General features: G+C 61.0%; 23 protein-coding genes, 1 tRNA gene and 1 pseudogene. 8 read left to right on the forward strand and 17 right to left on the reverse strand.

Going from position 1 to position 25,580, the window contains the following annotated elements:
• Window positions 1–16: 16 nt before the first annotated feature.
• Genes IEX57_RS09985 through IEX57_RS09995 form a run of 3 tightly spaced genes read left to right on the forward strand, consistent with a single transcriptional unit; the run spans window position 17 to window position 2,770 of the window.
• Window positions 17–1,150, forward strand: a complete 1,134-nt coding sequence (locus tag IEX57_RS09985) for an aminotransferase class I/II-fold pyridoxal phosphate-dependent enzyme (RefSeq protein WP_188704189.1) — start codon at window positions 17–19, stop codon at window positions 1,148–1,150.
• Window positions 1,143–1,946 carry a GIY-YIG nuclease family protein gene (locus IEX57_RS09990; protein WP_188704190.1) on the forward strand — a complete coding sequence of 268 codons (804 nt, stop codon included), beginning with the start codon at window positions 1,143–1,145 and terminating at the stop codon, window positions 1,944–1,946. Before IEX57_RS09985 ends, IEX57_RS09990 begins: the two co-directional genes overlap by 8 nt.
• Window positions 1,947–1,954: 8 nt before the next feature.
• Window positions 1,955–2,770, forward strand: coding sequence for an amidohydrolase family protein (locus tag IEX57_RS09995; RefSeq protein WP_188704191.1), 816 nt, complete (start codon window positions 1,955–1,957; stop codon window positions 2,768–2,770).
• Here the strand turns inward: IEX57_RS09995 and IEX57_RS10000 are convergent.
• The 12 genes and pseudogenes from IEX57_RS10000 to IEX57_RS10055 form a co-directional block, all read right to left on the reverse strand.
• Window positions 2,712–4,055 carry a sigma 54-interacting transcriptional regulator gene (locus tag IEX57_RS10000; RefSeq protein ID WP_188704506.1) on the reverse strand — a complete coding sequence of 448 codons (1,344 nt, stop codon included), beginning with the start codon at window positions 4,053–4,055 and terminating at the stop codon, window positions 2,712–2,714. The two genes, IEX57_RS09995 and IEX57_RS10000, sit on opposite strands and share 59 nt — an antisense overlap.
• Before the next feature lie 219 nt (window positions 4,056–4,274).
• Complete coding sequence (gene pabC / locus IEX57_RS10005) at window positions 4,275–5,093, reverse strand: aminodeoxychorismate lyase (RefSeq protein WP_188704192.1); 819 nt, start codon at window positions 5,091–5,093, stop codon at window positions 4,275–4,277.
• A gap of 3 nt (window positions 5,094–5,096) precedes the next feature.
• On the reverse strand, window positions 5,097–6,395 hold the full coding sequence (locus IEX57_RS10010; protein WP_188704193.1) for an aminodeoxychorismate synthase component I: 1,299 nt from the start codon (window positions 6,393–6,395) through the stop codon (window positions 5,097–5,099).
• 111 nt (window positions 6,396–6,506) lie between these two features.
• Complete coding sequence (fabF, locus tag IEX57_RS10015; protein ID WP_188704194.1) at window positions 6,507–7,748, reverse strand: beta-ketoacyl-ACP synthase II; 1,242 nt, start codon at window positions 7,746–7,748, stop codon at window positions 6,507–6,509.
• Window positions 7,749–7,944: 196 nt separating this feature from the next.
• Window positions 7,945–8,184, reverse strand: coding sequence for an acyl carrier protein (acpP, locus tag IEX57_RS10020; protein WP_184099651.1), 240 nt, complete (start codon window positions 8,182–8,184; stop codon window positions 7,945–7,947).
• Window positions 8,185–8,354: 170 nt separating this feature from the next.
• Entirely contained in the window at window positions 8,355–9,098 is a 744-nt protein-coding gene (gene fabG / locus IEX57_RS10025; protein ID WP_188704195.1) for a 3-oxoacyl-ACP reductase FabG, read from the reverse strand.
• A gap of 77 nt (window positions 9,099–9,175) precedes the next feature.
• Entirely contained in the window at window positions 9,176–10,102 is a 927-nt protein-coding gene (gene fabD, locus IEX57_RS10030) for an ACP S-malonyltransferase (RefSeq protein ID WP_188704196.1), read from the reverse strand.
• Window positions 10,008–10,235, reverse strand: a pseudogene (locus IEX57_RS21420) (hypothetical protein); the annotation flags it as partial. The pseudogene IEX57_RS21420 and the gene fabD, both read right to left, overlap by 95 nt.
• Window positions 10,236–10,280: 45 nt before the next feature.
• Window positions 10,281–11,237 carry a beta-ketoacyl-ACP synthase III gene (locus tag IEX57_RS10040; RefSeq protein WP_188704197.1) on the reverse strand — a complete coding sequence of 319 codons (957 nt, stop codon included), beginning with the start codon at window positions 11,235–11,237 and terminating at the stop codon, window positions 10,281–10,283.
• 43 nt (window positions 11,238–11,280) lie between these two features.
• A complete protein-coding gene (gene plsX / locus IEX57_RS10045) occupies window positions 11,281–12,345 on the reverse strand; it encodes a phosphate acyltransferase PlsX (protein WP_188704198.1) in 1,065 nt (354 codons plus the stop codon).
• A 117-nt stretch (window positions 12,346–12,462) separates the two neighbouring features.
• Window positions 12,463–12,642, reverse strand: coding sequence for a 50S ribosomal protein L32 (rpmF, locus tag IEX57_RS10050; protein ID WP_188694896.1), 180 nt, complete (start codon window positions 12,640–12,642; stop codon window positions 12,463–12,465).
• 87 nt (window positions 12,643–12,729) lie between these two features.
• Window positions 12,730–13,254 carry a YceD family protein gene (locus tag IEX57_RS10055; protein ID WP_229708949.1) on the reverse strand — a complete coding sequence of 175 codons (525 nt, stop codon included), beginning with the start codon at window positions 13,252–13,254 and terminating at the stop codon, window positions 12,730–12,732.
• A gap of 60 nt (window positions 13,255–13,314) precedes the next feature.
• On the opposite strand from IEX57_RS10055, the gene IEX57_RS10060 reads away from it, so the two are divergent.
• Both IEX57_RS10060 and IEX57_RS10065 read left to right on the forward strand, forming a co-directional pair.
• The gene (locus IEX57_RS10060; protein ID WP_188704199.1) at window positions 13,315–13,914 is read left to right on the forward strand and encodes a Maf family nucleotide pyrophosphatase; all 600 of its coding nucleotides are present in this window, start codon (window positions 13,315–13,317) and stop codon (window positions 13,912–13,914) included.
• Window positions 13,911–14,624, forward strand: coding sequence for an SAM-dependent methyltransferase (locus IEX57_RS10065; protein WP_188704200.1), 714 nt, complete (start codon window positions 13,911–13,913; stop codon window positions 14,622–14,624). The genes IEX57_RS10060 and IEX57_RS10065 overlap by 4 nt, the downstream gene beginning before the upstream one ends.
• A 76-nt stretch (window positions 14,625–14,700) precedes the next feature.
• Here IEX57_RS10065 and IEX57_RS10070 read toward each other — a convergent pair.
• A tRNA-Leu gene (locus tag IEX57_RS10070) sits at window positions 14,701–14,785 on the reverse strand.
• 181 nt (window positions 14,786–14,966) lie between these two features.
• Here IEX57_RS10070 and IEX57_RS10075 point away from each other — a divergent pair.
• The gene (locus IEX57_RS10075; RefSeq protein ID WP_188704201.1) at window positions 14,967–15,902 is read left to right on the forward strand and encodes an ankyrin repeat domain-containing protein; all 936 of its coding nucleotides are present in this window, start codon (window positions 14,967–14,969) and stop codon (window positions 15,900–15,902) included.
• A gap of 9 nt (window positions 15,903–15,911) precedes the next feature.
• On the opposite strand, the gene IEX57_RS10080 is transcribed toward IEX57_RS10075, so the two are convergent.
• Together IEX57_RS10080 and purL are read right to left on the reverse strand one after the other, a co-directional pair.
• On the reverse strand, window positions 15,912–16,217 hold the full coding sequence (locus tag IEX57_RS10080) for an Mpo1-like protein (protein WP_188704202.1): 306 nt from the start codon (window positions 16,215–16,217) through the stop codon (window positions 15,912–15,914).
• 398 nt (window positions 16,218–16,615) lie between these two features.
• A complete protein-coding gene (gene purL, locus IEX57_RS10085) occupies window positions 16,616–20,566 on the reverse strand; it encodes a phosphoribosylformylglycinamidine synthase (RefSeq protein ID WP_188704203.1) in 3,951 nt (1,316 codons plus the stop codon).
• Window positions 20,567–20,972: 406 nt separating this feature from the next.
• Between purL and IEX57_RS10090 the strand changes: the two genes are divergently transcribed.
• Together IEX57_RS10090 and IEX57_RS10095 are read left to right on the forward strand one after the other, a co-directional pair.
• Window positions 20,973–23,489: a beta-N-acetylhexosaminidase gene (locus IEX57_RS10090; RefSeq protein WP_188704204.1), complete on the forward strand. Its 2,517-nt coding sequence runs from the start codon at window positions 20,973–20,975 to the stop codon at window positions 23,487–23,489.
• Between the two features lie 99 nt (window positions 23,490–23,588).
• The gene (locus IEX57_RS10095) at window positions 23,589–23,948 is read left to right on the forward strand and encodes a 5-carboxymethyl-2-hydroxymuconate Delta-isomerase (RefSeq protein ID WP_188704205.1); all 360 of its coding nucleotides are present in this window, start codon (window positions 23,589–23,591) and stop codon (window positions 23,946–23,948) included.
• 91 nt (window positions 23,949–24,039) lie between these two features.
• Here IEX57_RS10095 and dnaJ read toward each other — a convergent pair whose 3' ends face one another.
• Window positions 24,040–25,173, reverse strand: a complete 1,134-nt coding sequence (gene dnaJ / locus IEX57_RS10100; RefSeq protein WP_188704206.1) for a molecular chaperone DnaJ — start codon at window positions 25,171–25,173, stop codon at window positions 24,040–24,042.
• Between the two features lie 35 nt (window positions 25,174–25,208).
• Window positions 25,209–25,568 carry a four helix bundle protein gene (locus IEX57_RS10105; protein WP_188704207.1) on the reverse strand — a complete coding sequence of 120 codons (360 nt, stop codon included), beginning with the start codon at window positions 25,566–25,568 and terminating at the stop codon, window positions 25,209–25,211.
• Between the last annotated feature and the right edge of the window lie 12 nt (window positions 25,569–25,580).

Below are 25,580 nucleotides of genomic sequence, written 5' to 3' on the forward strand. Positions count from 1 at the left end.
GGGGCTGGAGCGCGCCATGATCGACTTCTCTACCGCCTTGTATCTGGGCCTGTCACACCCGGCACAGCAACTGGGGTGCTACCCGGCGCTGACCACCGGTACCCCGGCCTCACTGGCCGCCGCGCCACTGGCCCGGGTACTGGCGGCGCAAGCGGCGGCCCTGCAGGGATGCGAGGCCGGCATGGTGGCGCCCTCCACCCTGCATCTGGCCATTGATGTGTTCGACCAACTGGGCCGCACCCATGCGCTGATCGCGGATGAATCCATCTACCCGATCATGCGCTGGGGGCTGGAGCGGGTGATGGGCATGGGCGTACCGGTCGCGTGGTTTCGCCATGCCGATCTGGCTGATCTCTCGCGGCAGATACGGCAGCGCTGGGGCGGACGGCCACCGGCCATCATCACCGATGCCACCCGGCGCGAAGGTGCGCCGGTGCAACTGGCGCGCTACCTGAAACTGGCGCGCAAACATGGCGGCGTGGTGGTGGTTGATCACAGCCAGGTGCTGGGTGTGCTGGGTGAACATCCTTCGCTGCGTACGCCATGGGGGCATGGCGGCGGCGGCCTGTTGCGCCATGCGGGTCTGGGGCCGGAGCAGCCGGTGCTGTTGCTGGCCTCCTGGTCCAAAGCGTTTGGTGCGCCGCTGGCCACGCTGTGCGGTCCCCTCGCGCTGATCAGTGATCTGGCGCGTGAGGGCCCCACGCAATCCCATTGCAGCAGTGCCAGTGAAGCGGCGCTGCGGGCCGGCCTGAATGCGCTGACGCTGAACGGCCAGCATGGCGTGCGCTTGCGCCAGCGCCTGTGGCAAGCGCTACGGTATTTGCAGCAGGGTTTGCGACGACTGGCACGGTCGTCCTTGCCGGATTTACGCACGTCACGCCAGGCGCATCCGATGCAGCACTTGTGTCTGGCCACCACGGCCCGCACGCGGGCGCTGCACAGTGGCTTGCGGGAACGCGGCATCCGCACCGCGCTACTGCGCCAGCGTGACGGGCGCTATGCCGTTGCGGTGATCGTGCGGGCTGACCATGCCGCCAGCGATATCGAGGCGCTGTTGCAGGGCATGGTGGCACTGGCGTCGCGCTTGCCGTCAGCCAGCGACAACACCGCCGGCCAACGTCTTTTTCTGGAGGAACGCGAGCATGTTTAAAACCGCAGACGGAGAAACCCTGGAGCTGGCGCCCTGGCGCTTGCGGCGGCTGCTGCGACTGATTGCCGACGCCCGCCATTACCCGGCCGGCACACCACCGCATACCCTGATTCAGGATTTGCGCCAGATCATCGCCCGCGCCCGGCGCACTGGCGGCAATCCGCGCATTGGCACCGCGCATTATCAAAGCAAGGGCGCCTGCTGCCAGGCTTGCTTTATGGCGCAACAGCGGCGGGATGTGCTGGAGCTGGTAGGGTTGTCGATCGTCCCCGGCCTGTTGGCCGACGACGCCAGTCTCAATGAGTTTGAAACCGAACTCCTCAACGAAGAGTTCGAAACGGCAACGCGCTCTGCCACGCTGACGCTGGAATGGGCCTGTTACGACACCCTCGACAAAGCCCTTGCCGCCATCAGCAATCAGGGAAAAAACGCCGGTGTTTATATCATCCGCCGTGGCAGCGTGCCGCTGTACGTCGGGGAGTCCAGAGACCTCCAGCAAAGACTTGGATTTCATCTGGCCAATGCGCGCCGTTACAAGGACAGCACGCTCAAAGCCTGCATCACGTTTGTGGCCAACCCGTATCACCGGCTGGCGGTAGAACACGCTCTCGTCCGCGCGCTGCAACGCTATCAGCCCTCCAATGCCGTGCTCAATGCGCCGTTGACCGTGGGCGACAAACCGCTGGATATCGGCAATCTATTGCCCTTCAAGACCTGGCAAACCACAGAACTGAAAGCCAGCAACAACCGGTTGTTCCGGCCGCCCCACGGCCAATATGAACTCTGGCAACCCTGAGCCCAACCATGATCATCGACTTCCACGTCCACGCCGGCCAGGGCGATGGCATGACCGGCCCCTGGGATACCAGCGCCCCGCTGGCTAAATATGTGGCCCGCGCCAACGAGGCCGGCATTACCCATTCGGTGTTGCTGCCCGTCTTCCAGTCGGATTACCGGCGCGGCAATCACGATATCGCTGCACTGGTGCGTTCAGAGCCGCAACGCTGGTTCGGTTTTGCCATGGTGCACGCCTCACGTGATCGCGACCGCATTCACCGCATGATTGAAGAAGCTGTACTGGATCTCGGGCTGTGCGGCATCAAGGTGCATCACCATGACGCCCGGATCAACCGGCAGATTTGCGATGCGGCGCGCCGTTGGCACCTGCCGGTGTTGTATGACCCGGCCGGCGAAATCGGCCCGCTGGAGTTGCTGGCCCAGACGCATCCTGATGTCCCGTTTGTGATTGCGCATCTGGGCAGCTTTGCCGATGACTGGGCGGCACAACGGCGGATGATCGATCTGATCGTGCGGTATCCCAATCTGTTTAGCGATACCTCCGGCATCCGCAGGTTTGATCTGCTGGAAGAAGCCTTTCACCGCGCCGGGCCTGGCAAATTGCTATTTGGGTCCGATGGTGTGTTCTTGCATCCTGGGCTGGAGCTGGCCAAGGTGTACGCCCTCAAGCCCGATGCCCCGGCATTACGGGCCATGGCAGGGGGCAATGCGCTACGGTTGCTGCAGCGGGCGCGGCATTTCCGGAACAATATTGCGGGCCGCGCTACGGGCCGGCCTCCGGCTGGCGGCCACGCCGGCGCAGTTGCAATGCGCGCGGGGTAACGCCCAGCAGTTCTGCGGCACGCGCGGTCGAGCCCATGCGCCGCTCTGCCATCTGCACCGCCATTGATTCGGCTAGTTGCCCGATGCCCTTCAAGCCCATGCCGGCATCCAGCGCGCCTTCCACCGCGCTGGCCATGGTTTGCTCCCAGCTCTCGGCGCTGACCACTGGCCGACCCGGCATCATGCCTTGCAGGCAACCTGTGCTGAGCACGCCAAACCCGCGCTGACGGTCGGCCATGCGCAGCACCACATTCCGCAATTCCCGCACGTTGCCCGGGTAGTCCGCCGCTTTCAGCCGCGCCATGACTTCCGGCATGATGCAAGGCACTTTCTGCCCGCTTTGCCCCAGAAAATGCCGGACCAGCGCCGGAATATCCTCGCGTCGTTCAGACAGACTGGGGGCACGGATGGTCCATTGGGTAATGCGGAAAAACAGATCGGCCCGAAAACGGCCGCTCAGCACATCGTCTTCCAGATTGCGGTTGGTGGCGCAGGTCAGCCGAAAATCCGACTGGCGCCAGTTGTCCTCCCCGACCCGCTTGTAGGTGTGCTCCTGAATCACCCGCAACAGCCTTGCCTGCAAGGGCAGTTCCAGTTCACCGATTTCATCCAGAAACAGCGTGCCGCCATCGGCCAGCGCCACTGCGCCATCGCGCGCGCTCAGGGCATGGGTGAATGCGCCCCGGGCATGACCAAAGAGTTCGCTGCCAGACAATTCCGGGCTGAGGGTGGTGCAGTCCACCACCACAAACGGGCCGCGGCGCCGTTCCGGATCAAGATCATGGACCAGCCGCGCCAGCAACTCTTTGCCACAACCACTTTCGCCCAGCAGCAAGCAGGCACCATGGCTGAAACGCCCGACCTCGGCCACGCTTTGCAAGGTCCGTCGCCAGACCGGGGAACTCCCCACGGCGCGTTCATGCAACCAGGCTGAATCCAGGATGGATTCCAGCTCTGACAGGCGAGTCAGCCGCATGGCCAGCTCGGTCAGTAGCGCATCTTCATCTTGCGCGGTGACCAGATCGCAAATGCCATCGGGCCACCAGTCTTCGGGCTGACAGTTGCAGCGGGTCCGGTGAGTGCAGCCAATGATGAACGCATCCGGCAAAGGCAGATGCCGCAACCAGTGCTCGGCCGCATCGGCCACAGAGGCCAACCCCGCCACCACCACAACGACCAGCGCACCCTCGCCCGCCCCTGACGCATCGATATCGTCTGGCAAGCCGTGCTGGTAAAGCGACTGCGACAGCCGCTCCCCGCCCTCGTGATCGAGCACGACGCGCATCCGCACCTCTTCTCCGGTCGACGTGGAGTTATGGTGGCAATCGCAGCCCGGCAATACAGCGTTGCGTTGCCCTTTGTGATGAAGTGATAGCGCAGCGATGAGGCGCTCGGCGGTACGGCAAGACAGACGGAACACACGGACGAGCGGCCGTTCGGTCCAGCTGCAATGCGACGTCCAGAGGCGACGCAAGCCTCGTCTGACAAGGCCCGCGGGAGGGGATTAAAGCGTGAAACTTTCCTTACTGAGGATAATTTCAATCGCCGCAAACAAGGCGGCATCGGCCTCATGCACCGGCCAGTTCACCCCGGCCAGTGACCCGACCGGCACCAGCCCGATCAGGCTGTTACACAGCCAGACCCGTTGCGCCGCCAGCAAGCGCGGCAGCGTAATGCGCTCTTCTGCCACTGACCAGCCCTGCTGTGCTGCGCTGACCACCACGCTGCGCATGACCCCGGCCACCCCGGCACCATCCAGCAATGGCGTGATCAGCCGGCCGTTTTCCAGCATGAGTACGTTGCTCATGCAACCTTCAATGACATGATCGTCGCGATCGAGCAGCAGACCTTCGAACACGGCCGGGTCTTGCCACTCGGCCCGCGCCAGCACATTTTCCAGCCGGTTAAGGTGCTTGATCCCGGCCAGGCGCGGCTGCCAGCCCGCCCGGATTTCACACACCCTGACGCGTGCGCCACCGGCCGCCAGCGGTCGCGGCGCAGCCAGCGGGGCCACCTGCACCACCCGGTTGGGCTGCAGGTCAGCCGGGTAGACATAACCACGCGGTGTTTCGCCGCGCGTTAGCAGCAGCTTGAGGGTCGCATCGGCCGTGCCGACCTGGCGCAAGTCCGCCAACCAGAGTTCATCGGGCGGCGCCGCAATGCCCAGCGCAAGGGCATCCGCACGCAGTTTGGCTAGATGACGCTGCAAGAAAGGAACCTTGCCATCACGCTGATACAGCGTGCGAAAAACACCATCGCCAAACTGGAAAGCGCGGTCTGACAAATCCAGCCGCTCGGCGGCCTGGCCGTTGATCAAGCGCACGTTTTATTGCTCCAGACCCAGCGCGCGCAAGAGGCCGCGGGCCTTGTGACGGGTTTCCTGCAATTCGCGCTCCGGGTCAGAATCGGCCACGATGCCGGCGCCGGCGCGCACATACAGGTGCTGTTCATGCATCAGGAAAGTACGGATCAGGATGTTGAGATCCATGCTGCCATCCTTGCCAATGTAACCCAGGCTGCCGGTATAAGCGTGGCGCGGGCGCTGTTCCAGCTCGCGGATGATCTGCATGCAACGCACCTTGGGGCAGCCGGTGATGGTGCCGCCCGGAAACAGCGCGCGCAAAACCTGGGCGGGGTTGATATCCCGGCGCAGGCGGGCGCGAACGTTCGACTCAATGTGATGCACATAGGCATAGCTGGCGACGGCCATCAGTTCGTCCACCTCAACCGTGCCCGGTTCCGCCACGCGCCCCAGATCGTTACGCTCCAGATCAACCAGCATGATGTGCTCGGCGCGCTCTTTGACCGTGGCCAGCAATTGCGCTTTAAGGCGTGCGTCCTCCGCCGGGTCGCTCGAGCGCGGGTGCGTGCCGGCAATCGGGCGGGTTTCGATCACGCCGTTCCGCACTTTCACCAGGCGCTCCGGCGAGGAACTGATGATGTCGTAGCCATCCAGATGGCAGATGGCGGAAAACGGAGCCGGGTTGGCGGTACGCAAGCGGGTATAGACATCGCCGGCGGCGCCACTGGCCAGATGGATATCCCAGGCGCGCGACAGATTCACCTGGAACACGTCGCCTTCATACACGTAGCGCTTGCTGGCCAGCACGCCATCCAGGAAGGCTTGCGGATCGTCTTCCGTCACGCTGGCGACCACAACCGGCATCGCCAGCGGTGCCGCCGTCGCGGCAACGGCAGCGGCCAGTTCATCCAGCGCGGCGGCGGTTTCGGCCACCAGCAGCCAGCGCTGCCGGGCCCGGTCATGCAACACCGCTGCCGGGCAGCGCCACAAGGCGGCGACCGGCACGTCGCCGCAATCCCGGTGTGGCACGGTTGGCTCGAACTGCTCCAGCAATTCGTAGGCGGCGTACACGCCCCAGCCACCGGTAAAAGGCAGGTCGCTGCTGGCACTGGGCTCAACGGGCAGAGCGGCCAGATCGGCCAGGAACTGCGCGCCCTCGGCCTGGCGGTAAACGCGGCCGGTTTGCGGCAGGGCCAGCAGGATATCCCAGCCGGTTTGCCCGGATGATTGCATCAACAAGGGAAAGCGCGCCGGGCTGGCGGCGTGCAGAGCCGCCAGATCTAGCGGGTTCTGCAGATCGCGAGAATGGAATGCGGAAGTCATAAGCGCGATTTTATCAGGCTTGCCCGCCTCTCTCGTCATGACAATCACTCATGCGCAGCACAAAAGAAAAGGGCTGCCCAAGGCAGCCCTTTGTCGCTGATGCAACGCGGATCAGACGCGCTTGAACACCAGCGTGCCGTTGGTACCACCAAACCCGAAGGAGTTGGAGATCGCCACACGGATATTCATTTCGCGCGCGGTATTGGCGACGTAATCCAGATCGCAACCGCCTTCAACGTCCTGGTCATCCAGGTTGATGGTCGGCGGGGAAATCTGGTTGTGCAGCGCCAGTACCGAGTACACGGCTTCTACGCCACCAGCGCCACCCAGCAAGTGGCCGGTCATCGACTTGGTCGAGTTCACCACCAGCTTTTTGGCGTGATCACCAAAGGCCATCTTCAGCGCGTTGGTTTCGTTGGCATCACCCAGCGGGGTCGATGTGCCGTGAGCGTTCACGTAATCGACTTCGTCCAGGTTCACACCTGCATCACGCAGCGCGTTGGCCACACCACGTGCCGGACCTTCAGCGCTCGGTGCGGTGATATGGTGAGCGTCAGAGCTCATGCCAAAACCAACCAGCTCGGCGTAGATCTTTGCGCCACGCTTGACGGCGTGATCGTAGTCTTCCAGCACCAGCACGCCAGCGCCTTCGCCCATGACAAAACCATCACGACCCTTGTCCCACGGACGGGAAGCGGCGGCCGGATCATCATTGCGGGTCGACAGCGCCTTCATGGCGGCAAAACCGCCAATACCGAGGCCCGTGACTGCGCCTTCAGCGCCGCCCGCGACCATGATGTCGGCATCGCCATAAGCGATCATGCGCGCAGCATCGCCAATGCAGTGAGCACCGGTGGTACATGCGGACACGATGCCGTAGCTGGGGCCCTGGAAGCCCTTGTAAATGGTCACGTGACCGGCGATCAGGTTGGTCAGCGAACCCGGAATGAAGAACGGACCAATCTTGCGCGGGCCACCGGCCAGCAAGGTAGCGCCGGTTTCTTCGATCAGCGGCAGGCCGCCAATTCCGGAACCAATGTTCACGCCAACGCGGGTTTTGTCCAGGTTGGGGATGTCTTCAATGCCAGCATCGGCGATCGCCTGGAAAGCCGCAGCAATACCGTAATGGATAAATACATCCATGCGGCGTGCGTCTTTGGCAGAAATATAACTGCTGATGTCGAACTCTTTGACTTCACCGGCGATCTGGCAGGCATAGTCGGTCGCATCAAAGCGGGTGATCTTGCCAATGCCGGACTTGCCGGCGAGAAGGTTCGCCCAGCCAGTTGCCACGTCATTGCCCACGGGCGAGACATGACCGAGGCCGGTAACGACTACTCTACGTTTGGACACGGTAATCTCCGAGAGTGAACCGGATGTAACAAGAGCGGTGGCAATGGCGCAGCGCCCACAGTCAGGCGGCCCCAATTCATTCCGACAACACGGAAACCGTATTGCCGGCACGAACCGGAGTGACTGATGCAGGCGTTGGTCTTGCGCACCGCTCTGACCACGGCCGCCAGGCGGCCATGGAGACGAATCGGAACGATTACTTGCTCAGGTGGGCGCTGACGTAGTCAATCGCTTGCTGAACAGTGGTGATCTTCTCAGCTTCTTCGTCCGGGATTTCGCATTCGAATTCTTCTTCGAGTGCCATCACCAGCTCAACGGTGTCGAGGGAGTCGGCGCCGAGATCGTTCACGAAGGACGATTCGATTTTGACGTCGGTTTCCGGTACGCCAAGTTGCTCAGCAACGATTTTCTTCACGCGCTGTTCGATGTTTTCCATGGGTTTAGCCAAGCCTTTCTAAGATTCGGAAAAATGCGTCCGCATTCTACCAAAAAAAACCTGAACGCCAAGCGCCTCAGCTTTCGATTGATGAAAATGCACACGCCGTACGGTTGTAAAACTACTTCCATTCCCCGGCACGCAAGCATCTGGATGCGCACCGGAAAGAATCAGTTCATGAACATGCCGCCGTTCACATGCAGCGTGTTGCCGGTGACGTAACCGGCCTTGTCGCTGGCAAGGAACGCCACTGCGTCGGCGATGTCCTGCGGGTCGCCAAGGCGGCCCAGCGCAATGCTTTCGACCAGTTTTGCCTTTTGTTCTTCCGGCAAAACCTTGGTCATGTCTGTATCAATAAAGCCAGGAGCCACGGCATTCACGGTCACGCCACGGCTGCCGATTTCACGGGCCAGCGACTTGGTGAAACCAAACAGTGCAGCCTTGGCTGCAGAGTAGTTGGTCTGGCCCGGATTGCCGGTTGCACCGACAACAGAGGCAATATTCACAATCCGGCCCCAGCGCGCCTTCATCATGCCACGAATAACCGCTTTTGAAAGCTGGTACACCGGCTTGAGGTTGGTCGCCATGATGGCATCCCATTCGTCGTCTTTCATGCGCATCAGCAAATTATCGCGCGTGATGCCGGCATTGTTGACCAGGATGGTGATTGCGCCAAATTCTTTTTCGATCTGGCTGACGATTGCTTCGCAAGCGCCTTCTTCGGTGACTTGCAGACGCAGGCCCTGCCCTTTGGCGCCGGCTGCGTTCAAGTATGCAGTAATGGCCTCGGCACCGCTGTCAGACGTTGCCGTACCCAGCACGGTGGCGCCCTGCTTTGCCAGTTCCAGCGCAATGGCCTGGCCAATGCCGCGCGATGCGCCGGTCACCAGCGCAATCTTGCCTTCAAGACTCATGGGGTTATCTCCTCAAATTCGTTTAACGCGGTCATGAACGCTGCCAGCCCGGGCAGCGCCTCACGCCGCGGCTTGATTCAGAGCGCGGCGCGCAACGCGTCCAGCGCGGCCGGATCAGTCAGCGCAAATTGCTGTGCATCCGCAGCGATACGCTTGTTCAGACCGGCCAGCACCTTGCCCGGACCACATTCGGCAATCACACCAACGCCATCGGCGGCCATATGGCTGACGGTTTCCACCCAGCGCACCGGCATGTACAGCTGACGCACCAGGGCATCACGGATACGGTCGGCATCGGTATAGCTGGCGACGTCGGCGTTGTGCAGCACCGGGATTTCCGGCGTGGCGATATTGATCGCGGCCAGACGGGCCTTGAGCACTTCGGCGGCAGGCTTCATCAGATCACAGTGCGACGGCACCGAAACCGGCAGCAACATGGCGCGCTTGGCGCCGGCAGCCTTGGCGGCTTCGCAGGCGCGCTCGACTGCAGCTTTGGAGCCTGCAATCACCACTTGACCTGGCGAATTGAAATTGACGGCCTGCACCACATCGCCTTGCGCAGCTTGCGTGCAAGCGGCCACCACGGCGGCGTCATCCAGACCCAGCACCGCGGCCATGGCACCTTCGCCAGCCGGCACGGCGTTCTGCATGGCTTCGGCACGCAGGCGCACCAGTTGCAGCGCATCGCCAAAACCCATGGCGCCAGCGGCGACCAGCGCGGCGTACTCGCCCAGGCTGTGGCCGGCCAGCACGTCGGGCGTGCGGCCGTTGCTGGCTTGCCAGGCGCGCCATACGGCGACACCGGCGGTCAGCATCACCGGCTGAGTGTTGACGGTGGCGTTGAGGTCTTCGGCCGGGCCGTTGGCGACCATCTGCCACAAGTCCTGACCCAGCACACCGGATGCTTCATCAAACGTGGCTTTCACGACGGGCACATCGGCCCATGCGTTCATCATGCCGATGGCCTGCGAACCCTGGCCGGGGAAAACAAATGCCAGTTTCATGGATTTTTCTCCTTGTTGCCTTTGTTGTCGTTCGCCGGGCCTCCCGGGCAATCACGCGTGTTTGCCGCTGCGGATTCTGGCGGCCGAACTTTACAACAAAGTACTTTTCGGGCTGATCGCAAACGATCAGTTCAAATGACTGTTTGAAAAAACAAACGGCGCATGAAGCGCCGTTTTTTCAATAGCGGATCAGCGCGGAGCCCCAGGCAAACCCGCCACCGATGCCTTCCAGCATCAAGGTCTGTCCTCGCTTGATCTTGCCGCTGCGGATACCTTCATCCAGCGCCAGCGGAATCGACGCGGCCGAAGTATTACCGTGACGGTCCACCGTGACAATGACCTGCTCCATGGAGAGGTGCAGGTGCCTGGCCGTAGATTCGATAATGCGCAGGTTGGCCTGGTGCGGCACCAGCCAGTCCACGTCAGACTTGTCCATGCCTGCTGCGGTCAGGGTTTCTTCAGCAATATCAGCCAGCGCGCGCACTGCAAACTTGAATACGGCGTTGCCTTCCATATAGATATATGGATTGCCGGCAATCTCGCCCTGTTGCAGACGGGCGTCGGCTTTCAGGATGGAACGATAACGGCCGTCGGCACGCAGACGGGTCTGCAGGATGCCCGGCTCTTCGCTGGCGGTCAGCACAACGGCACCGGCCCCGTCACCAAACAGGATGCAGGTACCACGGTCATTCCAGTCGACGATATTGGAGAGCTTCTCTGCCCCCACGACCACGGCGCATTTCGCTGCGCCGGTCTGCACAAACTTGTCAGCTGTAGAGAGCGCGTAGATAAAGCCGGAACAAACGGCCTGGACGTCAAACGCCGGGAAGCCGTGCACACCCAGTTTGTCTTGCAAAATACATGCGGTCGACGGGAATACGCTGTCCGGCGTGGTCGTCGCGACGATCAAGAGATCAATGTCTTCAACCGTTTTACCGGCAGCAGCCAGCGCCTGTTCGACGGCCTTGAAGGCCAGATCAGACGTGGTTTCATCAGCAGCGGCAATGCGGCGTTCGCGGATACCGGTCCGCGATACGATCCACTCGTCGCTGGTTTCAACTTTCTGCGCCAGATCTTGATTGGTCAGCGTTTTGGCCGGCAGGTAAGAACCGGTGCCGGCAATGCGCGAATACATGGATTTGTTCTCCTGGCAGGGTCTGAACGGGCGTGGCGCCCGCTCAGGCTAAAGGCGTATCGGGGGAGACTGCGTCAGCAGCAGGCTGGGCGGCGAGCAATTCAAGCTCTTGCTGCACCTGCTCTGCAATGCGCTGGGTCACACCGGCGCGGGCTTCATCCACAGCTTGTGAAAGTGCCCAGTAAAACGCCATGCGATCCGCTCCGCCATGGCTTTTTACCACAATACCATTGAGGCCGAGCAAAGATGCGCCATTGTACCGACGTGGATCAACGCGTTTCTTGAACCGGGACAATACCGGCCATGCCAGACCAGCCAGCAGACGCGACCACCAGTTACGCAGGAATTCTTCCCGCAGTTGTTCGGCAATCATCTTGGCCAGACCTTCAGAGGTCTTGAGCGCGACGTTGCCGGTAAAGCCGTCAGCGACAATCACATCTACCGTACCGGCGTAGATGTCGTCACCTTCCACGTTGCCATGGAAATTGAGGTTGGACCGGCGCAAGAGTTCAGCGGCCTCTTTGACCACCTCGTTACCCTTGATTTCTTCTTCGCCGATATTGAGCAAGCCGACACTCGGACGGGCTTGCTGGCGCGTGGCCGAAACCAGCATGGCGCCCATGATCGCAAACTGCACCAGATGCTGCGGGGTGCAATCGACGTTGGCGCCCAGGTCCAGCACGCACGAATAGGTGTTCTTGCGCGTCGGCAGCATTTTGGCAATGGCCGGGCGATCAATCCCCTTGATGGTCTTGAGCACGAAACGTGCAGTCGCCATCAGGGCGCCGGTATTGCCCGCCGAAACACAGGCATTGGCCCCGCCGGTTTTCACCAGATTGATGGCCACCCGCATGGACGAGTCTTTCTTGTTCTTGAGGGCCGATTGCGGCGCCTCATCCATGGTGACCACTTCGCTGGCGGGCTGCACCCTCAGGCGCGGGCCGAGCGTGCGTCGGCGGGCCTTGAGTTCAGCCTCAATGGCGTCAGGCATCCCGACCAGCACGATGTTCACATCGGGGTGGTCGTCCAGAAAGCGCAGCGCGGCAGGTACGGTGACATGGGTGCCATGGTCACCGCCCATCGCGTCAACAGCAACAGTAATATCCATTAGCTTTGGTCTGCTTTGCGAATCGCTTGGCCAGAATGGCGAACGGCGCAAGCAGGTACTCCCGCTTGCGCCGCTAACATAACCATATGGTTATAAAGGGTTTTCACCCGAAGCGAATTATTCGCCCTTGGCCTTGATCACACGACGGCCCTTGTAGAAACCGTTCGGGCTGATGTGGTGGCGCAGGTGAGTCTCACCGGTCGTGGCTTCAACAGCCAGGGCCGGAGCGGTCAGGAAGTCGTGGGCGCGATGCATGCCGCGCTTGGACGGGGACTTTTTATTCTGTTGAACAGCCATTTGGGTACTCCTTGAAAACCAGTTTATGTATTTGATAACTCGACGGACGACGCTATAAGCACATCCGGCTTTACGGTCTCGTCCGCCTTATTCCGCTTTCCTGGTTTTCAGACCAGCCAGGACAGCAAACGGATTCGGTTTCTTGCCTGCCTCTGTTGCGCCTTCAGTGCCACCGCATTGATCATGCACGGGCGCAAACGGCACAGCGAGGATAACTTCTTCTTCGACCAGCGCTTCGACATCCAGCGCGGGGTCGATGAGCATGCCTTCAAGTTCTTCGTCCTGCTCTTCGGCTTCGTCGAGCTTTGCCTCATCAGAGAACTGCGTCAGCAGCGTCTGCATGGCAAAAGGCCAGTCCATCGGCTTGAGGCAGCGCTGGCATACAAGCCGCAGCTGACCTTTGACCGCCAGATCAAGCCAGGGACGTTCGATCTTGTCGACGCCACCCTGCAATTCCCACTCCACCGAGCCAGACTGATCGGCCAGTTGATCGTGCAAACGAGTGAGTGACGATACCGCAATGGTACCGGACAATTCCCGTTGCTCTCGCGCAAACGCCGCGCTGTCGATCACATTCATGGCCAAGGCCGCCGGAGCTAAGAAACCGCGCATGATATAATCCGCCACGCCCTTCTGTCAAAGGCTTTTTCAGCCAAAGCACAAGAATTTCCCATGCAAAAACAAGCCCTTCCAACCAGACCGCTGGTACTGGCCTCTACATCCGTTTATCGGCGCGAACTCTTGTCGCGACTGGGTTTGCCGTTTGAGACGGCCTCGCCCATGGTTGACGAAACACCGCTGGCCGATGAAACCGCCGCGCAAACCAGCTTGCGCCTTGCCATTGCCAAGGCCCGCGCGCTCAAAGGCGCTTTTCCCGACGCCCTGCTGATCGGTTCTGATCAGGTGGCCCTGCTTGATGGCCAGCAACTGGGCAAACCCGGCACGCATGAGCGCGCCGTGGCACAACTGACACACATGCGCGGCCGGACGGTGGAATTTCACACTGCCGTAGCCCTGTTTGATGCCGCCAGCGGCCAGACCAGCAGCGCCACCGATATCACCCGGGTGAGCATGCGCAATTATTCTGATGCCCAGATCGAACATTACCTGCGCCGCGAACAGCCGTACGACTGCGCCGGCAGCGCCAAGGTGGAAAGCCTGGGCATCGCCATGATCGCCGCAGTGGAATCCACCGACCCCACCGCATTGATCGGGCTACCGCTGATTGCACTGTGCAATCTGTTGCAACAACACGGCGTGGAGGTTCTGTGACGACCGGTACTTTATATCTGTTGCCCGTGCCGCTGGGCGAGGACACGCTCGATAGTGTTCTCCCCGCAGATGTCATCAGCATTGCACGCCGACTGACGCACTTTATTGTCGAGGCCCCCAAAACCGCCCGCCACATGCTCAAGGCCTTTGGCACGCCGCATGAACTGCGCAGCTTGTGGATGCAGGAATTGAACGAGCATACGCAGGACAAAGAACTGGCCGCCTTGCTGGCGCCGCTGCTGGCCGGTCAAGACGTGGGCCTGATGTCAGAGGCCGGCTGCCCCGGCGTGGCCGATCCAGGCGCCAATCTGATTCGCCTGGCCCACGCGCGCGGCATCAAGGTCGCGCCGCTGGTGGGGCCGTCGTCCATTTTGCTGGCCCTGATGGCCAGTGGCGCCAACGGACAGAAGTTCCGCTTCAACGGCTACCTGCCGGCGGATGGCGCGGCACGCATTGATGCCATCCGCAAACTGGAACAGGATTCGGCCAAACTCAAACAGGCGGAGTTGTTCATTGAAACGCCCTACCGCAATGGCGCCCTGTTTGACGCCCTGCTGGCAAGCTGCCGCCCGCAAACCTTGCTGACCGTGGCGCGCGATATCACCACACCGGATGAGCTGATCGTCACCCGCGAGATCGGCCAGTGGAAAAAACACGGCGCGCCAGACCTGCACAAGCGCCCGACCGTGTTTGTGCTGTACGCCGGCTAAGCGGGCCTGGCATGGGCCACGCAGAAAAACAAAAAGCCCGAAGCATCTGCTCCGGGCTTTTTGTTGAGGTATTCTTTGGTGCCGACAGAGAGACTCGAACTCTCACGACCGCAGTCACTACCCCCTCAAGATAGCGTGTCTACCAATTCCACCATGTCGGCATTTGCAACCCGTACGGGCAGCAAGAGGCGGCATTCTAGCGATAGTGCCGTGACTTGTCCAGCAAGAAACGAACGACTACCGCATACAGATTGTCATAAAAGTGCTAGGTTAGCGCTATACCTGTAACAGCACGCCCAACCCGGCTGCGCCGCTCATCACCACACCCACTGCTCGCCCGACATGACCGATCCGCTACGTGAAAAACTGGCTGCCTACAAGCTGGAACACCGTTACCCGGAACAACTGGCTGCGCGCTTTCCGCGCATTGTCACCCGGATCATGGAGCTGTGGGGCACGCCCAACCTGCATGATTATTTCGACGAACTGCTGATTATGGACCGCTACGACCGGCAAGGTTTTCCGCCGGAGATCGGCGCGGAACTGATGTCGGTGGCACTGGCGCATGACCAGATTCTGGGCCTGCAGGAAGAGCACGAAGACATCTGGGAACACGTTCGCGAATCGGTCGAAAGCCAGCTGCGCGAGTTGGGTTTTGATGCGTCTGCCGAAGGTTTCCAGCGCGCGGTGTCGCTGGGCAATATCAACGCCGTGTTGCTGTTCCTGAGCGCCGGCCTGCCGGTAGACCAGCTTGAAGTGGAAGGCCAGTGGACGCCCTTGATCCGCGCCGCCTTTGAAGGCCGTACCGAGATGGCGCTGGTGCTGCTGCAGCACGGCGCCAATGTGCACGCCACCGACCGGGACGGATACACCGCACTACACTGGGCCGCGCTTACCGGGCACGAAGACATCATCCAGTTGTTGCTGGATCGCAGCGTCAACGTCAACCAGTTGAGCCTGCAAGGATTCAGCCCGTTGTTGCAAGCCGCCAGCCAGGGTCTTGAACATATTGTGCGCAAACTGATTGCGGTCGGCGCTGACCCCAACGTAGCCACCAACGAAGGCTGGACCGCCCTGCACAAGGCCGTCGCCAACAATCACCTGTCTACCGCTGTCGCCTTGCTGGACTACGGCGCCGATGCCACGGCCCGCCATATGGACGGCGAAACGCCGCTCTCGCTGGCGCAGACCAGTGACAACAAGCGCATGGCAGACCTGCTGACCCTGGCGGCCGGCCTGCAAGCACGCCAGCGTGCCCGGCAGCGCCAGACATCCTGAGGCAGCGGGCTACAAACGGATACGCCCGCGGCAGATATCGCTGAACATGACCCAGTCACCCGCCAGGCTGTACAACGGATACTGAAACGTGGCCGGGCGATTGTGTTCAAAGAAAAAATGCCCGACCCAGGCAAAGCCGTAACCACACAGCAACCCCGCCAGCAGCCAGACCCAGCCGTGTCCGGCAAGCAGCATGGCCAGACAAGCCAGCACCCCCAGCGAGCCGACAAAATGCAGCCGCCGGCAAATCACATTGCGGTGTTCACTCAGGTAAAACGGATAAAACGCAGAGAAGGAACGAAAGCGCTCAGCCATGGCCTTGCCTTATGGTTTTGTCATGGCTGTTGGATACCCGGGGTGACGCGGCAGTTCAAGACGCGGCGCAGCAAAGTGGGGCGATTGCGACAGGGGGTTGTGGCGGGGCTGTGGATTGCCGGGCGAATCCGCCTTGTTGCTCATCGGCAAGGCCGCGGCTGGCGGCCGGCTGGATTCCTGCCTCCGCAGGAATGACGAGGGGTAGAGGCTTTGGCCCTTCTGTTCTTCACCATCCAAAAACAAAAAAGCGCGCCGAAGCACGCTTTTTTTCTTGGGTTCCGCATACCACTGACATCTCGGCGCCCGCAAAAGCCCCGCTGGCAAGGCACGCGAGCGCTGGCAGTACACGTTGGTACGACAAGCTCGCGTAACGCAGTCCAGCGGGGCTTTTCCGGGTGTTAGCCAAGCCAGACGCGGGCGTTGCGGAACATCCGCATCCACGGACTATCCTCACCCCACCCCGCCGGATGCCACGACATCTGCAGCGTACGGAAAGTACGCTCCGGGTGCGGCATCATGATGCTGAAGCGGCCGTCGGCGGTGGTAACGCCGGCAATGCCTTGCGGGCTGCCGTTCGGGTTCAGCGGGTAGGTTTCGGTCGGCTTGCCGTGGCTGTCGACATAACGCATGGCAACGATGGTCTTGCCGATATCGCCTTGCTGGCTGTAGTTGGCAAAGCCTTCGCCGTGCGAGACCACCACCGGCATTTGCGAGCCAGTCATGCCGGCAAAGAACAGCGACGGCGATTGCGGCAGTTCAGCCATCACCACGCGGGCTTCAAATTGCTCAGAGCGGTTACGGGTGAACTTCGGCCAGGCTTCTGCGCCCGGGATAATGCCGGACAAGTTGGCCATCATCTGGCAGCCGTTACACACGCCAAGACCAAAGGTGTCGGCACGCTGGAAGAACGCTTCAAACTGCTCGCGGGCGCGGGCGTTGAACAGAATGCTCTTGGCCCAGCCTTCGCCGGCGCCCAGCACGTCGCCATAAGAGAAGCCACCACATGCGGCGATACCCTTGAAATCAGCCAGCGAGATACGGCCGCTGATGATATCGCTCATGTGGACGTCAACCGCCTTGAAGCCGGCACGGTCAAACGCGGCAGCCATTTCAACATGGCCGTTCACACCTTGCTCACGCAGCACGGCAACGGCCGGGCGGGCGCCGGTGGCAATGAACGGGGCAGCAATGTCTTGCGCCGGCTCAAAGCCCAGTTTGGCAAAGAGACCCTTGTCATGCTTGTCGCCAATACGGGCGAATTCGGCATCGGCGCTGGCAGGGTTATCGCGCAGGCGCTGGATCTGGTAGCTGGTTTCCGACCAGGCTTTTTGCAGTTCGACGCGGGTTTCATCCAGCACCAGACGATTGCGCTTCTTGATCTTCAGGCGATCATCATGGTTCAGCGTACCGATCACATGCAGTTCGCTACGGATGCCGGCGTTGCTGAATTCGGCAATCACGGCCGAGGTGTCGCTGCGCTTCACTTGCAGCACGGCGCCCAGTTCTTCGTTGAAGAGCACGCCCATGACACGGCCGTTTTCTTCGCGGGCGATGCCCTCGGCGGAGGTCTGCTCGTCTTCTTCACGACCACGGCGACGACGCTCGATACACAATTCGTCGATTTCCAGCGTCACGCCAACGTGGCTGGCGAACATCATTTCGGCCACAGCGGTGATCAGACCACCGTCGGAACGGTCGTGATACGACAGGATGCGGCCTTCGCGATTGAGCTTTTGCACCGTATCAAAGAACGCTTTCAGGCGTTCCGTGCTGACCACGTCCGGCGCCCACTGACCAATCTGGTTGTAGACCTGCGCCAGCGCAGAACCACCCAGGCGGCACTTGCCATCGCCCAGGTCGATCAGGATCAGGTCGCTTTCCAGTTCGGTTTGCAGTTGCGGCGTGAGGGTTTTCTTCACGTCGGTAACCGGCGCGAAGGCAGAGATGATCAGCGACAACGGCGCGATCACTTCCTTCTTCTCATCGCGCTCTTGCCATACGGTCTTCATCGACAGCGAGTCTTTACCGACCGGAATACTCACGCCCAGATCGCGGCACAGATCCATGCCGACAGCCTTGACGGTGTCATACAGGTTGGCGTCTTCGCCAGCATGGCCAGCCGCGGCCATCCAGTTGGCAGAGAGCTTCACATCGCCCAGGTCGGCAATTTGCGCTGCGGCCAGGTTGGTCAGCGCCTCGCCCACGGCCATGCGGCCAGATGCCGGGGCGTTGAGCAGCGCCAGCGGCGTGCGCTCGCCCATGCTCATGGCTTCGCCCAGCACGGTGTTGTAACCCATGGCGGTGACGGCAACGTCAGCCACCGGGGTTTGCCACGGGCCGACCATCTGGTCACGCGCGGTCATACCGCCCACGGAGCGGTCACCAATGGTGATCAGGAACGACTTGTTGGCCACGGTCGGCAAACGCAGCACGCGGTAGATGGCGTCTTTCAGTTCCAGCGTGGACGAATCAAACACCTCGCCCTTCACCGGCACGCGCGTCACATCACGCGTCATCTTGGGCGGCTTGCCCAGCAGCACGTCCATCGGCATGTCGACCGGGTTGTTGCCGTAATGCTCGTCGGCCACCACCAGGCGCTTTTCTGCCGTTGCACGGCCCACCACGGCAAACGGGCAACGCTCACGTTCACAGATGGCTTCAAATGCCAGCAGACGGTCTGCCGGAATCGCCAGCACATAACGTTCTTGCGATTCGTTGGACCAGATTTCACGCGGCGCCATGCCGGATTCTTCGACCGGCACTTTGCGCAGTTCAAACACCGCGCCGCGATCCGAACCGTCAACCAGTTCCGGGAAAGCATTGGAGATACCGCCCGCGCCGACGTCGTGAATCGACAGGATCGGGTTGTGATCGCCCAGCTGCCAGCAACGGTCGATGACTTCCTGCGCACGGCGCTGGATTTCCGGGTTGCCACGCTGTACCGAATCAAAATCAAGGTCAGCGGCATTGGCACCGGTCGCCATCGAGCTGGCTGCACCGCCGCCCATGCCGATCAGCATGCCAGGGCCACCCAGCTGGATCAGCAGCGAGCCGTCCGGGATGTCGTTCTTGCCAATGTGCGCGGCGGAGATATTGCCCAGGCCACCGGCCAGCATGATGGGCTTGTGGTAGCCACGGCGCTCGCCATGCCAGGTTTCTTCAAAGGTACGGAAATAACCGGCCAGGTTGGGGCGACCGAATTCGTTGTTGAATGCGGCGGCGCCAATCGGGCCTTCGATCATGATCTGCAGCGGCGAAGCAATGCGATCCGGCTTGCCGTATTGCTCGGTTTCCCAGGCTTGCAACGCGCCCGGAATATTCAGGTTGGATACCGTAAAGCCAGACAAACCCGCCTTGGGCTTGGAGCCACGGCCGGTGGCGCCTTCGTCACGGATTTCACCGCCAGAGCCGGTTGCCGCGCCCGGGAACGGCGAGATCGCGGTCGGGTGATTGTGTGTTTCCACCTTCATCAGGATGTGGGTGGTCTGATCGTTGTAACCGTACTCGGCGCTGTCCGGCTGCGGGAAGAAGCGGCCAATGTCGGCGCCTTCAATTACGGACGAGTTGTCGTTGTACGCCACCACCGTGCCTTGCGGGTGGGCTTTGTGCGTTTCGCGGATCATGCCGAACAGCGAGTGCGATTGCTTCTCGCCATCAATGATGAAGTCGGCATTGAAAATCTTGTGGCGGCAGTGCTCGGAATTGGCCTGCGCAAACATGGTCAGCTCGGCATCGCTGGGGTTGCGATTGAGCTTTTTGTAGCTCTCGACCAGATAGTCGATCTCATCAGGCGACAGGGCAAAGCCGAATTCCAGGTTGGCTTTGTCCAGGGCCTCACGCCCGCCCTTGAGGATATCCACGCTCTGGAACGGCTTGGCGTCCAGGTGGCGGAAAAGTTCATTGCCGGCATCCAGCGTCTCAAAGACCTGTTCGGTCATGCGATCGTGGATCAGCGGCAGCAGCAGGCTCTTTTCAGCGGTAGAGAGCGGCTGGCCGTTCTTGCTGGCGTACACCGCAATACCGCGCTCGATACGGCTGATTTTGTCCAGACCGGTGTGCTGCAGGATGTCGGTGGCTTTGGAAGACCACGGGGAGATCGTCCCAAGGCGTGGCAACACCAGCAGCAGCGAGCCCTTGCCCGCTTCGGCCGGGGCCGGATCACCGTAATGCAGCACGCGTCCCAGCGTGGTTTGCTCTGCCTCAGTCAGTGCGGTGCTGGTTTCAGCGAAATGCCAGAATTCGGCCTGGATATCCGCCTTGATACCTTGGCTGGTCAGTGCAGCCTGCAGTTTTTCGACACGGAACGCGGAGAGCGCAGCACCGCCGCGCAATTTGAGAACTTCTGCCATGTGGGTCTGATCCGGATTTGCCAGAGTAAACAGAGGCGTAATGATACCGAAAAATTACCCTTCCCGCCGCCCCGGCAATCTGCCAGACCTTGCAGGTTCAGGGCCCGCTTCCAGGATTGTGGCGTCATTGCCAATCAGCGCCGCCTGAAACATGCCGCCCCCATAAGGGTAAGGCATACTACCTACAGCACATCGACCCGTCGCAATTTGCCGATATTGCCCGGTCGTGCGCCGTGCGTCGGCCAAAAGCCTATGCTCGACCACCGCGATCCAGCGCCTTTACCCGCGCCAGGACAGCGTAATGCCCAAACCAATAACGATTGCTCTGGCCCGCTACGGAACCTGAGCCCATGCGGCCAGGACGAACGGCAAGAAGCTCACTTCGAAACCGTCGAGGAGACGAAACATGACCCGACCCAGTGGTTCCCAGCTCAAACTCAAGTGGGAATGCCTCTCCAACGCTCACGAGGGCGACAATTTCCTGGCCGAACTCGTCCTTACCAACCACTCGGACAAACCGCTCTCCGGCAACGACTGGGCGCTGTATTTCAATACGTGCCGCAAGATCTACGGTGAATCGGTGACGGGTGGCGTCGCCATCAGCCAGGTCAATGGCGACCTGTTCAAGCTCGTCCCCAAGGCCGACTTCGGCACGCTGGCCCCGGGCGAATCGCGCACCATTGGTTACAAGGGCATGTTCTGGGTTATCCAGGAAACCGACGCACCGCTGGGTTTCTATGTAGTGTATGACGATGGCACGCCGGCCGCCCGCGCCGAAGCCATTGGCGATCCGGAAATCGTACCGTTCACCCGCCTGGAACAGCGCAACCGCAATGCCAACGACAAGGTGGCCCCGGTCACCGCTGAAAGCCGCTTTGCCGACAACAAAGACCTGTCGCTGCTGCCGGCCGCTGAAGTGGGCCTGATTACCCCGACGCCGCAATCGTTGCTGCACGGCCATGGCGAGTTCGTGATCGACGCCGCCACCGTGATCGTGCACCCGGCCGAACTGGCCAATGAAGCGGCTTTCCTGCAGCAAAGCCTGGCTGATCTGGGCGTGCGCCCGACGCTGGCCGCGCAAGGCAGCGGCATTGTGCTCAAACTGGCCAAAGTGGCCGCGCCGCAAGTCACCGGCAACCTGGCTGAAGCGTACGAACTGAATGTCGACAGCCACGGCATTACCATCACCGGCGCCACGGCACACGCCGTATTCAACGGCATCCAGAGCCTGCGCCAGTTGCTGCCGGTATCCGCCTGGGTGAACCCGCAAGCCACGCTGGCCGTGCCGGCAATCAAGGTGGCCGACGCCCCGCGCTTTGCCTATCGCGGCATGCATATCGACGTGGGCCGCAATTTCTCCAGCAAAGAGACCATCCTGCGCCTGCTGGATCTGATGGCGCTGTACAAGCTGAACAAGTTCCACTTCCACATCACCGATGACGAAGGCTGGCGCGTCGAGATCCCGTCACTGCCGGAACTGACCGAAATCGGCTCCAGACGCGGCTTCACGCCGGATGAAACCGATAACCTGGTGCCGTGCTTTGGTTCTGGCGCCCAGGTCGAAGGCTCTCACGGTACGGGTTTTTATACCCGCGAAGAGTTCATCGAGATTCTGCGCTTTGCCACCGCCCGCCATATCGAGGTCATCCCCGAAGTGGACGTGCCCGGCCACGCGCGCGCCGCCATCAAGGCCATGAACGTGCGTTACAACCGCCTGAAGGCCCAGGGCCTGCAGCGCGAAGCCGAAGAATATCTGCTGACCGACTTTGCCGATCAATCGAAGTACGAGTCCGTGCAGTTGTGGCACGACAACGTGATCTGCATTGCCATGGAATCGAGCTACCGCTTTATCGAAACCGTGGTGTCGGACATCGAAGCCATGTTCGTCGAAGCCGGCGCACCATTCCTGGCACTGCATACCGGTGGCGATGAAGTACCGCACGGCGCGTGGGAAGGCTCCCCGGTGTGCCAGAAATTCATGACCGACAAGGGCATGAAGACCATTCAGGAACTGCAGGATTACTTCCTGACCCGTTTCCGCGAAATCCTGACCCGCCACAAGCTGGAATTTGCCGGCTGGGAAGAAATCGCCCTGATCCGCGAACAACAGGCCGACGGCAGCCACAAGCCGGCGCCGAACCCGCGCTTCAAGGATGCCAACTTCCGCCCGTACATCTGGAACAACGTGTGGGGCTGGGGCCAGGAAGATATCGCCTACCAACTGGCCAACGCCGGTTACAAGGTGGTGTTGTCTAACGTGACCGATCTGTACTTTGACCTTGCCTACGCCAAAGACCCGCAAGAACCGGGTTACTACTGGGGCGGCTTTATCGAGACGCGCAAACCGTTCTGGTTCTGCCCGCTGGATATCTACACCACCGCCACGGTCAACCTGTTCGGCCACCCGCTTGACCGCGAAGCGCTGGACAAGATGGCCCGCCTGACCGAAACCGGCACCCAGAACGTCCTGGGCATCCAGGGCCAGTTGTGGGGCGAAAACGCCCGCAACGCCGGCCGCGTGGAATACCTGGCCGCACCGCGCCTGCTGGCCCTGGCCGAGCGCGCCTGGGCGGTTGATCCGGGCTGGACCTTCATCGCCGACGCCACCCAGCGCAACCAGAAAATGGCGACCGACTGGAACCAGTTTGCCAATCGCCTTGGCCAGCGTGAACTGGCGCGTCTGGACGGTTTCCTGGGCGGCTACGGCTACCGCATCCCGCTGCCGGGTGCCGTGGTTGAGGGCGGCAAGATCATCGCCAACACCAGCGCCCCGGGCCTGACCGTCCGCTACACCGTAGACGGCAGCGAACCGAACGCCTTCAGCGCTGTGTACGAAGGCCCGATCAGTGCTTCTGGTGATGTGAAACTGGCGACGTTCAGCAGCACCAACCGCAAGAGCCGGACTGTGGTGGTGGGCGAGTAAACCTTTGCCGCAAATGCATGAAAAGAAAAACCCCGCTGATGCGGGGTTTTTTGTTGCCTGAACGCCAGTTACAGTGGCAGTCCACTTCTGGAGGTCACCATGCCCAACGTCACCCTGCAATACACCGCCAATCTCGCCCATGATTTCGACCCTGCCGCCCTGCTCGGCCGGGTGCATCAGGCTTTTGCCGATACGGGCGAATTTGCCATGGCAGACGTGAAAGGCCGTGCGTTCCGGATTGATACCTTTCAGGTCGGGCTGAACGAGGCCCCGGAGAAATCCTTTGTACACGTCACCGTGGCGACCATGACTACCCGCAGCGCAGAACTCAAGCAGCGCTTGGGCAAGGCGATTGTGGCGGTGTTGCAGGAGACGTTTCGCAGCAAGTTCGATGAGGTGCAGTGTCAATTGCGGGTGGAGATCGTGCCGATTGATCCGGCGTTTTACTTTGCCGGCTAACAATACCGGCCCGGCAACGGACATAAAAAAACCCGCCACACCGGCGGGTTTTTTATTGCTGCCGCGAACGCGGCCGAACTCATCAACGCATTCAGCCGCCGAAGAAGTCTTTGACCTTGTCCATAAAGGACTTGGCACGCGGGTTGTGCTTGGCGGGTTCGTCCTGGCTGATCTGTTCAAACTCGCGCAGCAGTTCTTTCTGGCGCGAAGTCAGGTTCACCGGGGTTTCCAGCATCACGTGGCACATCAGGTCACCCGTGACGGCACTGCGTACGCCCTTGATGCCCTTGCCGCGCAGACGGAACACCTGGCCCGATTGCGTACCGGCCGGGATGGAAATCCGCGCTTTGCCGTCCAGCGTGGGGATCTCGATCTCGCCACCCAGCGCAGCGGCGGTAATGCTGATCGGCATTTCGCAATGCAGATCGTTGCCTTCACGCTCAAATACGCTGTGCGCTTTGATGTGGATGACCACATACAAGTCGCCGTGCGGACCGCCGTTCACGCCTGGCTCGCCTTCGCCAGACAGACGAATACGATCGCCCTCGTCCACGCCACCCGGAATCTTCACCGCGAGGGTCTTGGTGGTCTGCACACGGCCGGTACCATGACAATTGCGGCATGGGTCCGGAATGTATTTGCCGCTGCCATGACACGTCGGGCAGGTTTGCTGGATCGAGAAGAACCCTTGCGACACGCGCACCTGGCCTTGACCGTTACACGTATGGCAGGTCTTGGCCTCCGTGCCCGGCTTGGCACCGGAGCCGTGGCAAAGGTCGCATTCTTCATGCGCCGGAATCTTGATCTGGCGCTCGACGCCGCGTGCGGCTTCTTCCAGCGTGATTTCCATGTTGTAGCGCAGGTCAGACCCGCGATACACATTGCTGCGCCCGCCGCGACCACCACCCTGGCCACCACCGAAGATGTCGCCAAAGATGTCAGAGAACGCATCGGCAAAGCCGCCGCCACCAAAGCCGCCACCGCCCATGCCGGCCTGCGGGTCTACCCCGGCGTGGCCGTACTGGTCATACGCAGCGCGCTTCTGGCTGTCCGAGAGGATTTCATACGCCTCTTTGCCTTCCTTGAACTTCTCTTCGGCTTCCTTGCTATCCGGATTGCGGTCCGGATGGTACTTCATCGCGAGTTTGCGATACGCCTTTTTGATGTCATCGTCCGAAGCATCGCGGTTGACGCCCAATACTTCGTAAAAATCTTTTTTTGACATGTGTGTGTGAGGTGTGAGGTGAGAGGTGAGAGGGGCTAAACCAGTTGCGCATTCAGTTTGCGCAACAACCCGCCCAGCAAGCCAAACACTTCATGCATACCTTCCTCAAGTTGTTTTGACGGATCGGCCATTTTCAACCGGCAAACCAGCATGTATTGCGTCTCGAGTTCGCTGAGCGATCCGCGCGCTATACAAAGAAAATGCCCGAACTCCTTTGCAGTCATCCGGGCAGCGCCTTCTGCGATATTACTCGGAACCGAGACTACCGCGCGACGCATCTGGCTCGTCAAGTTGAATGCTTCGTCGCGAGGTAGTGCGGCAGTAAAGTCGTAAACCGTCTCGACCAGCGTCATGGCAGCTTGCCATGCCAGCAAATCGTGATGTTTACGCCTCACCCCTCACTCCTC

Origin of the sequence: Silvimonas iriomotensis (genome assembly GCF_014645535.1) — a bacterium.
GTDB lineage: Bacteria > Pseudomonadota > Gammaproteobacteria > Burkholderiales > Chitinibacteraceae > Silvimonas > Silvimonas iriomotensis.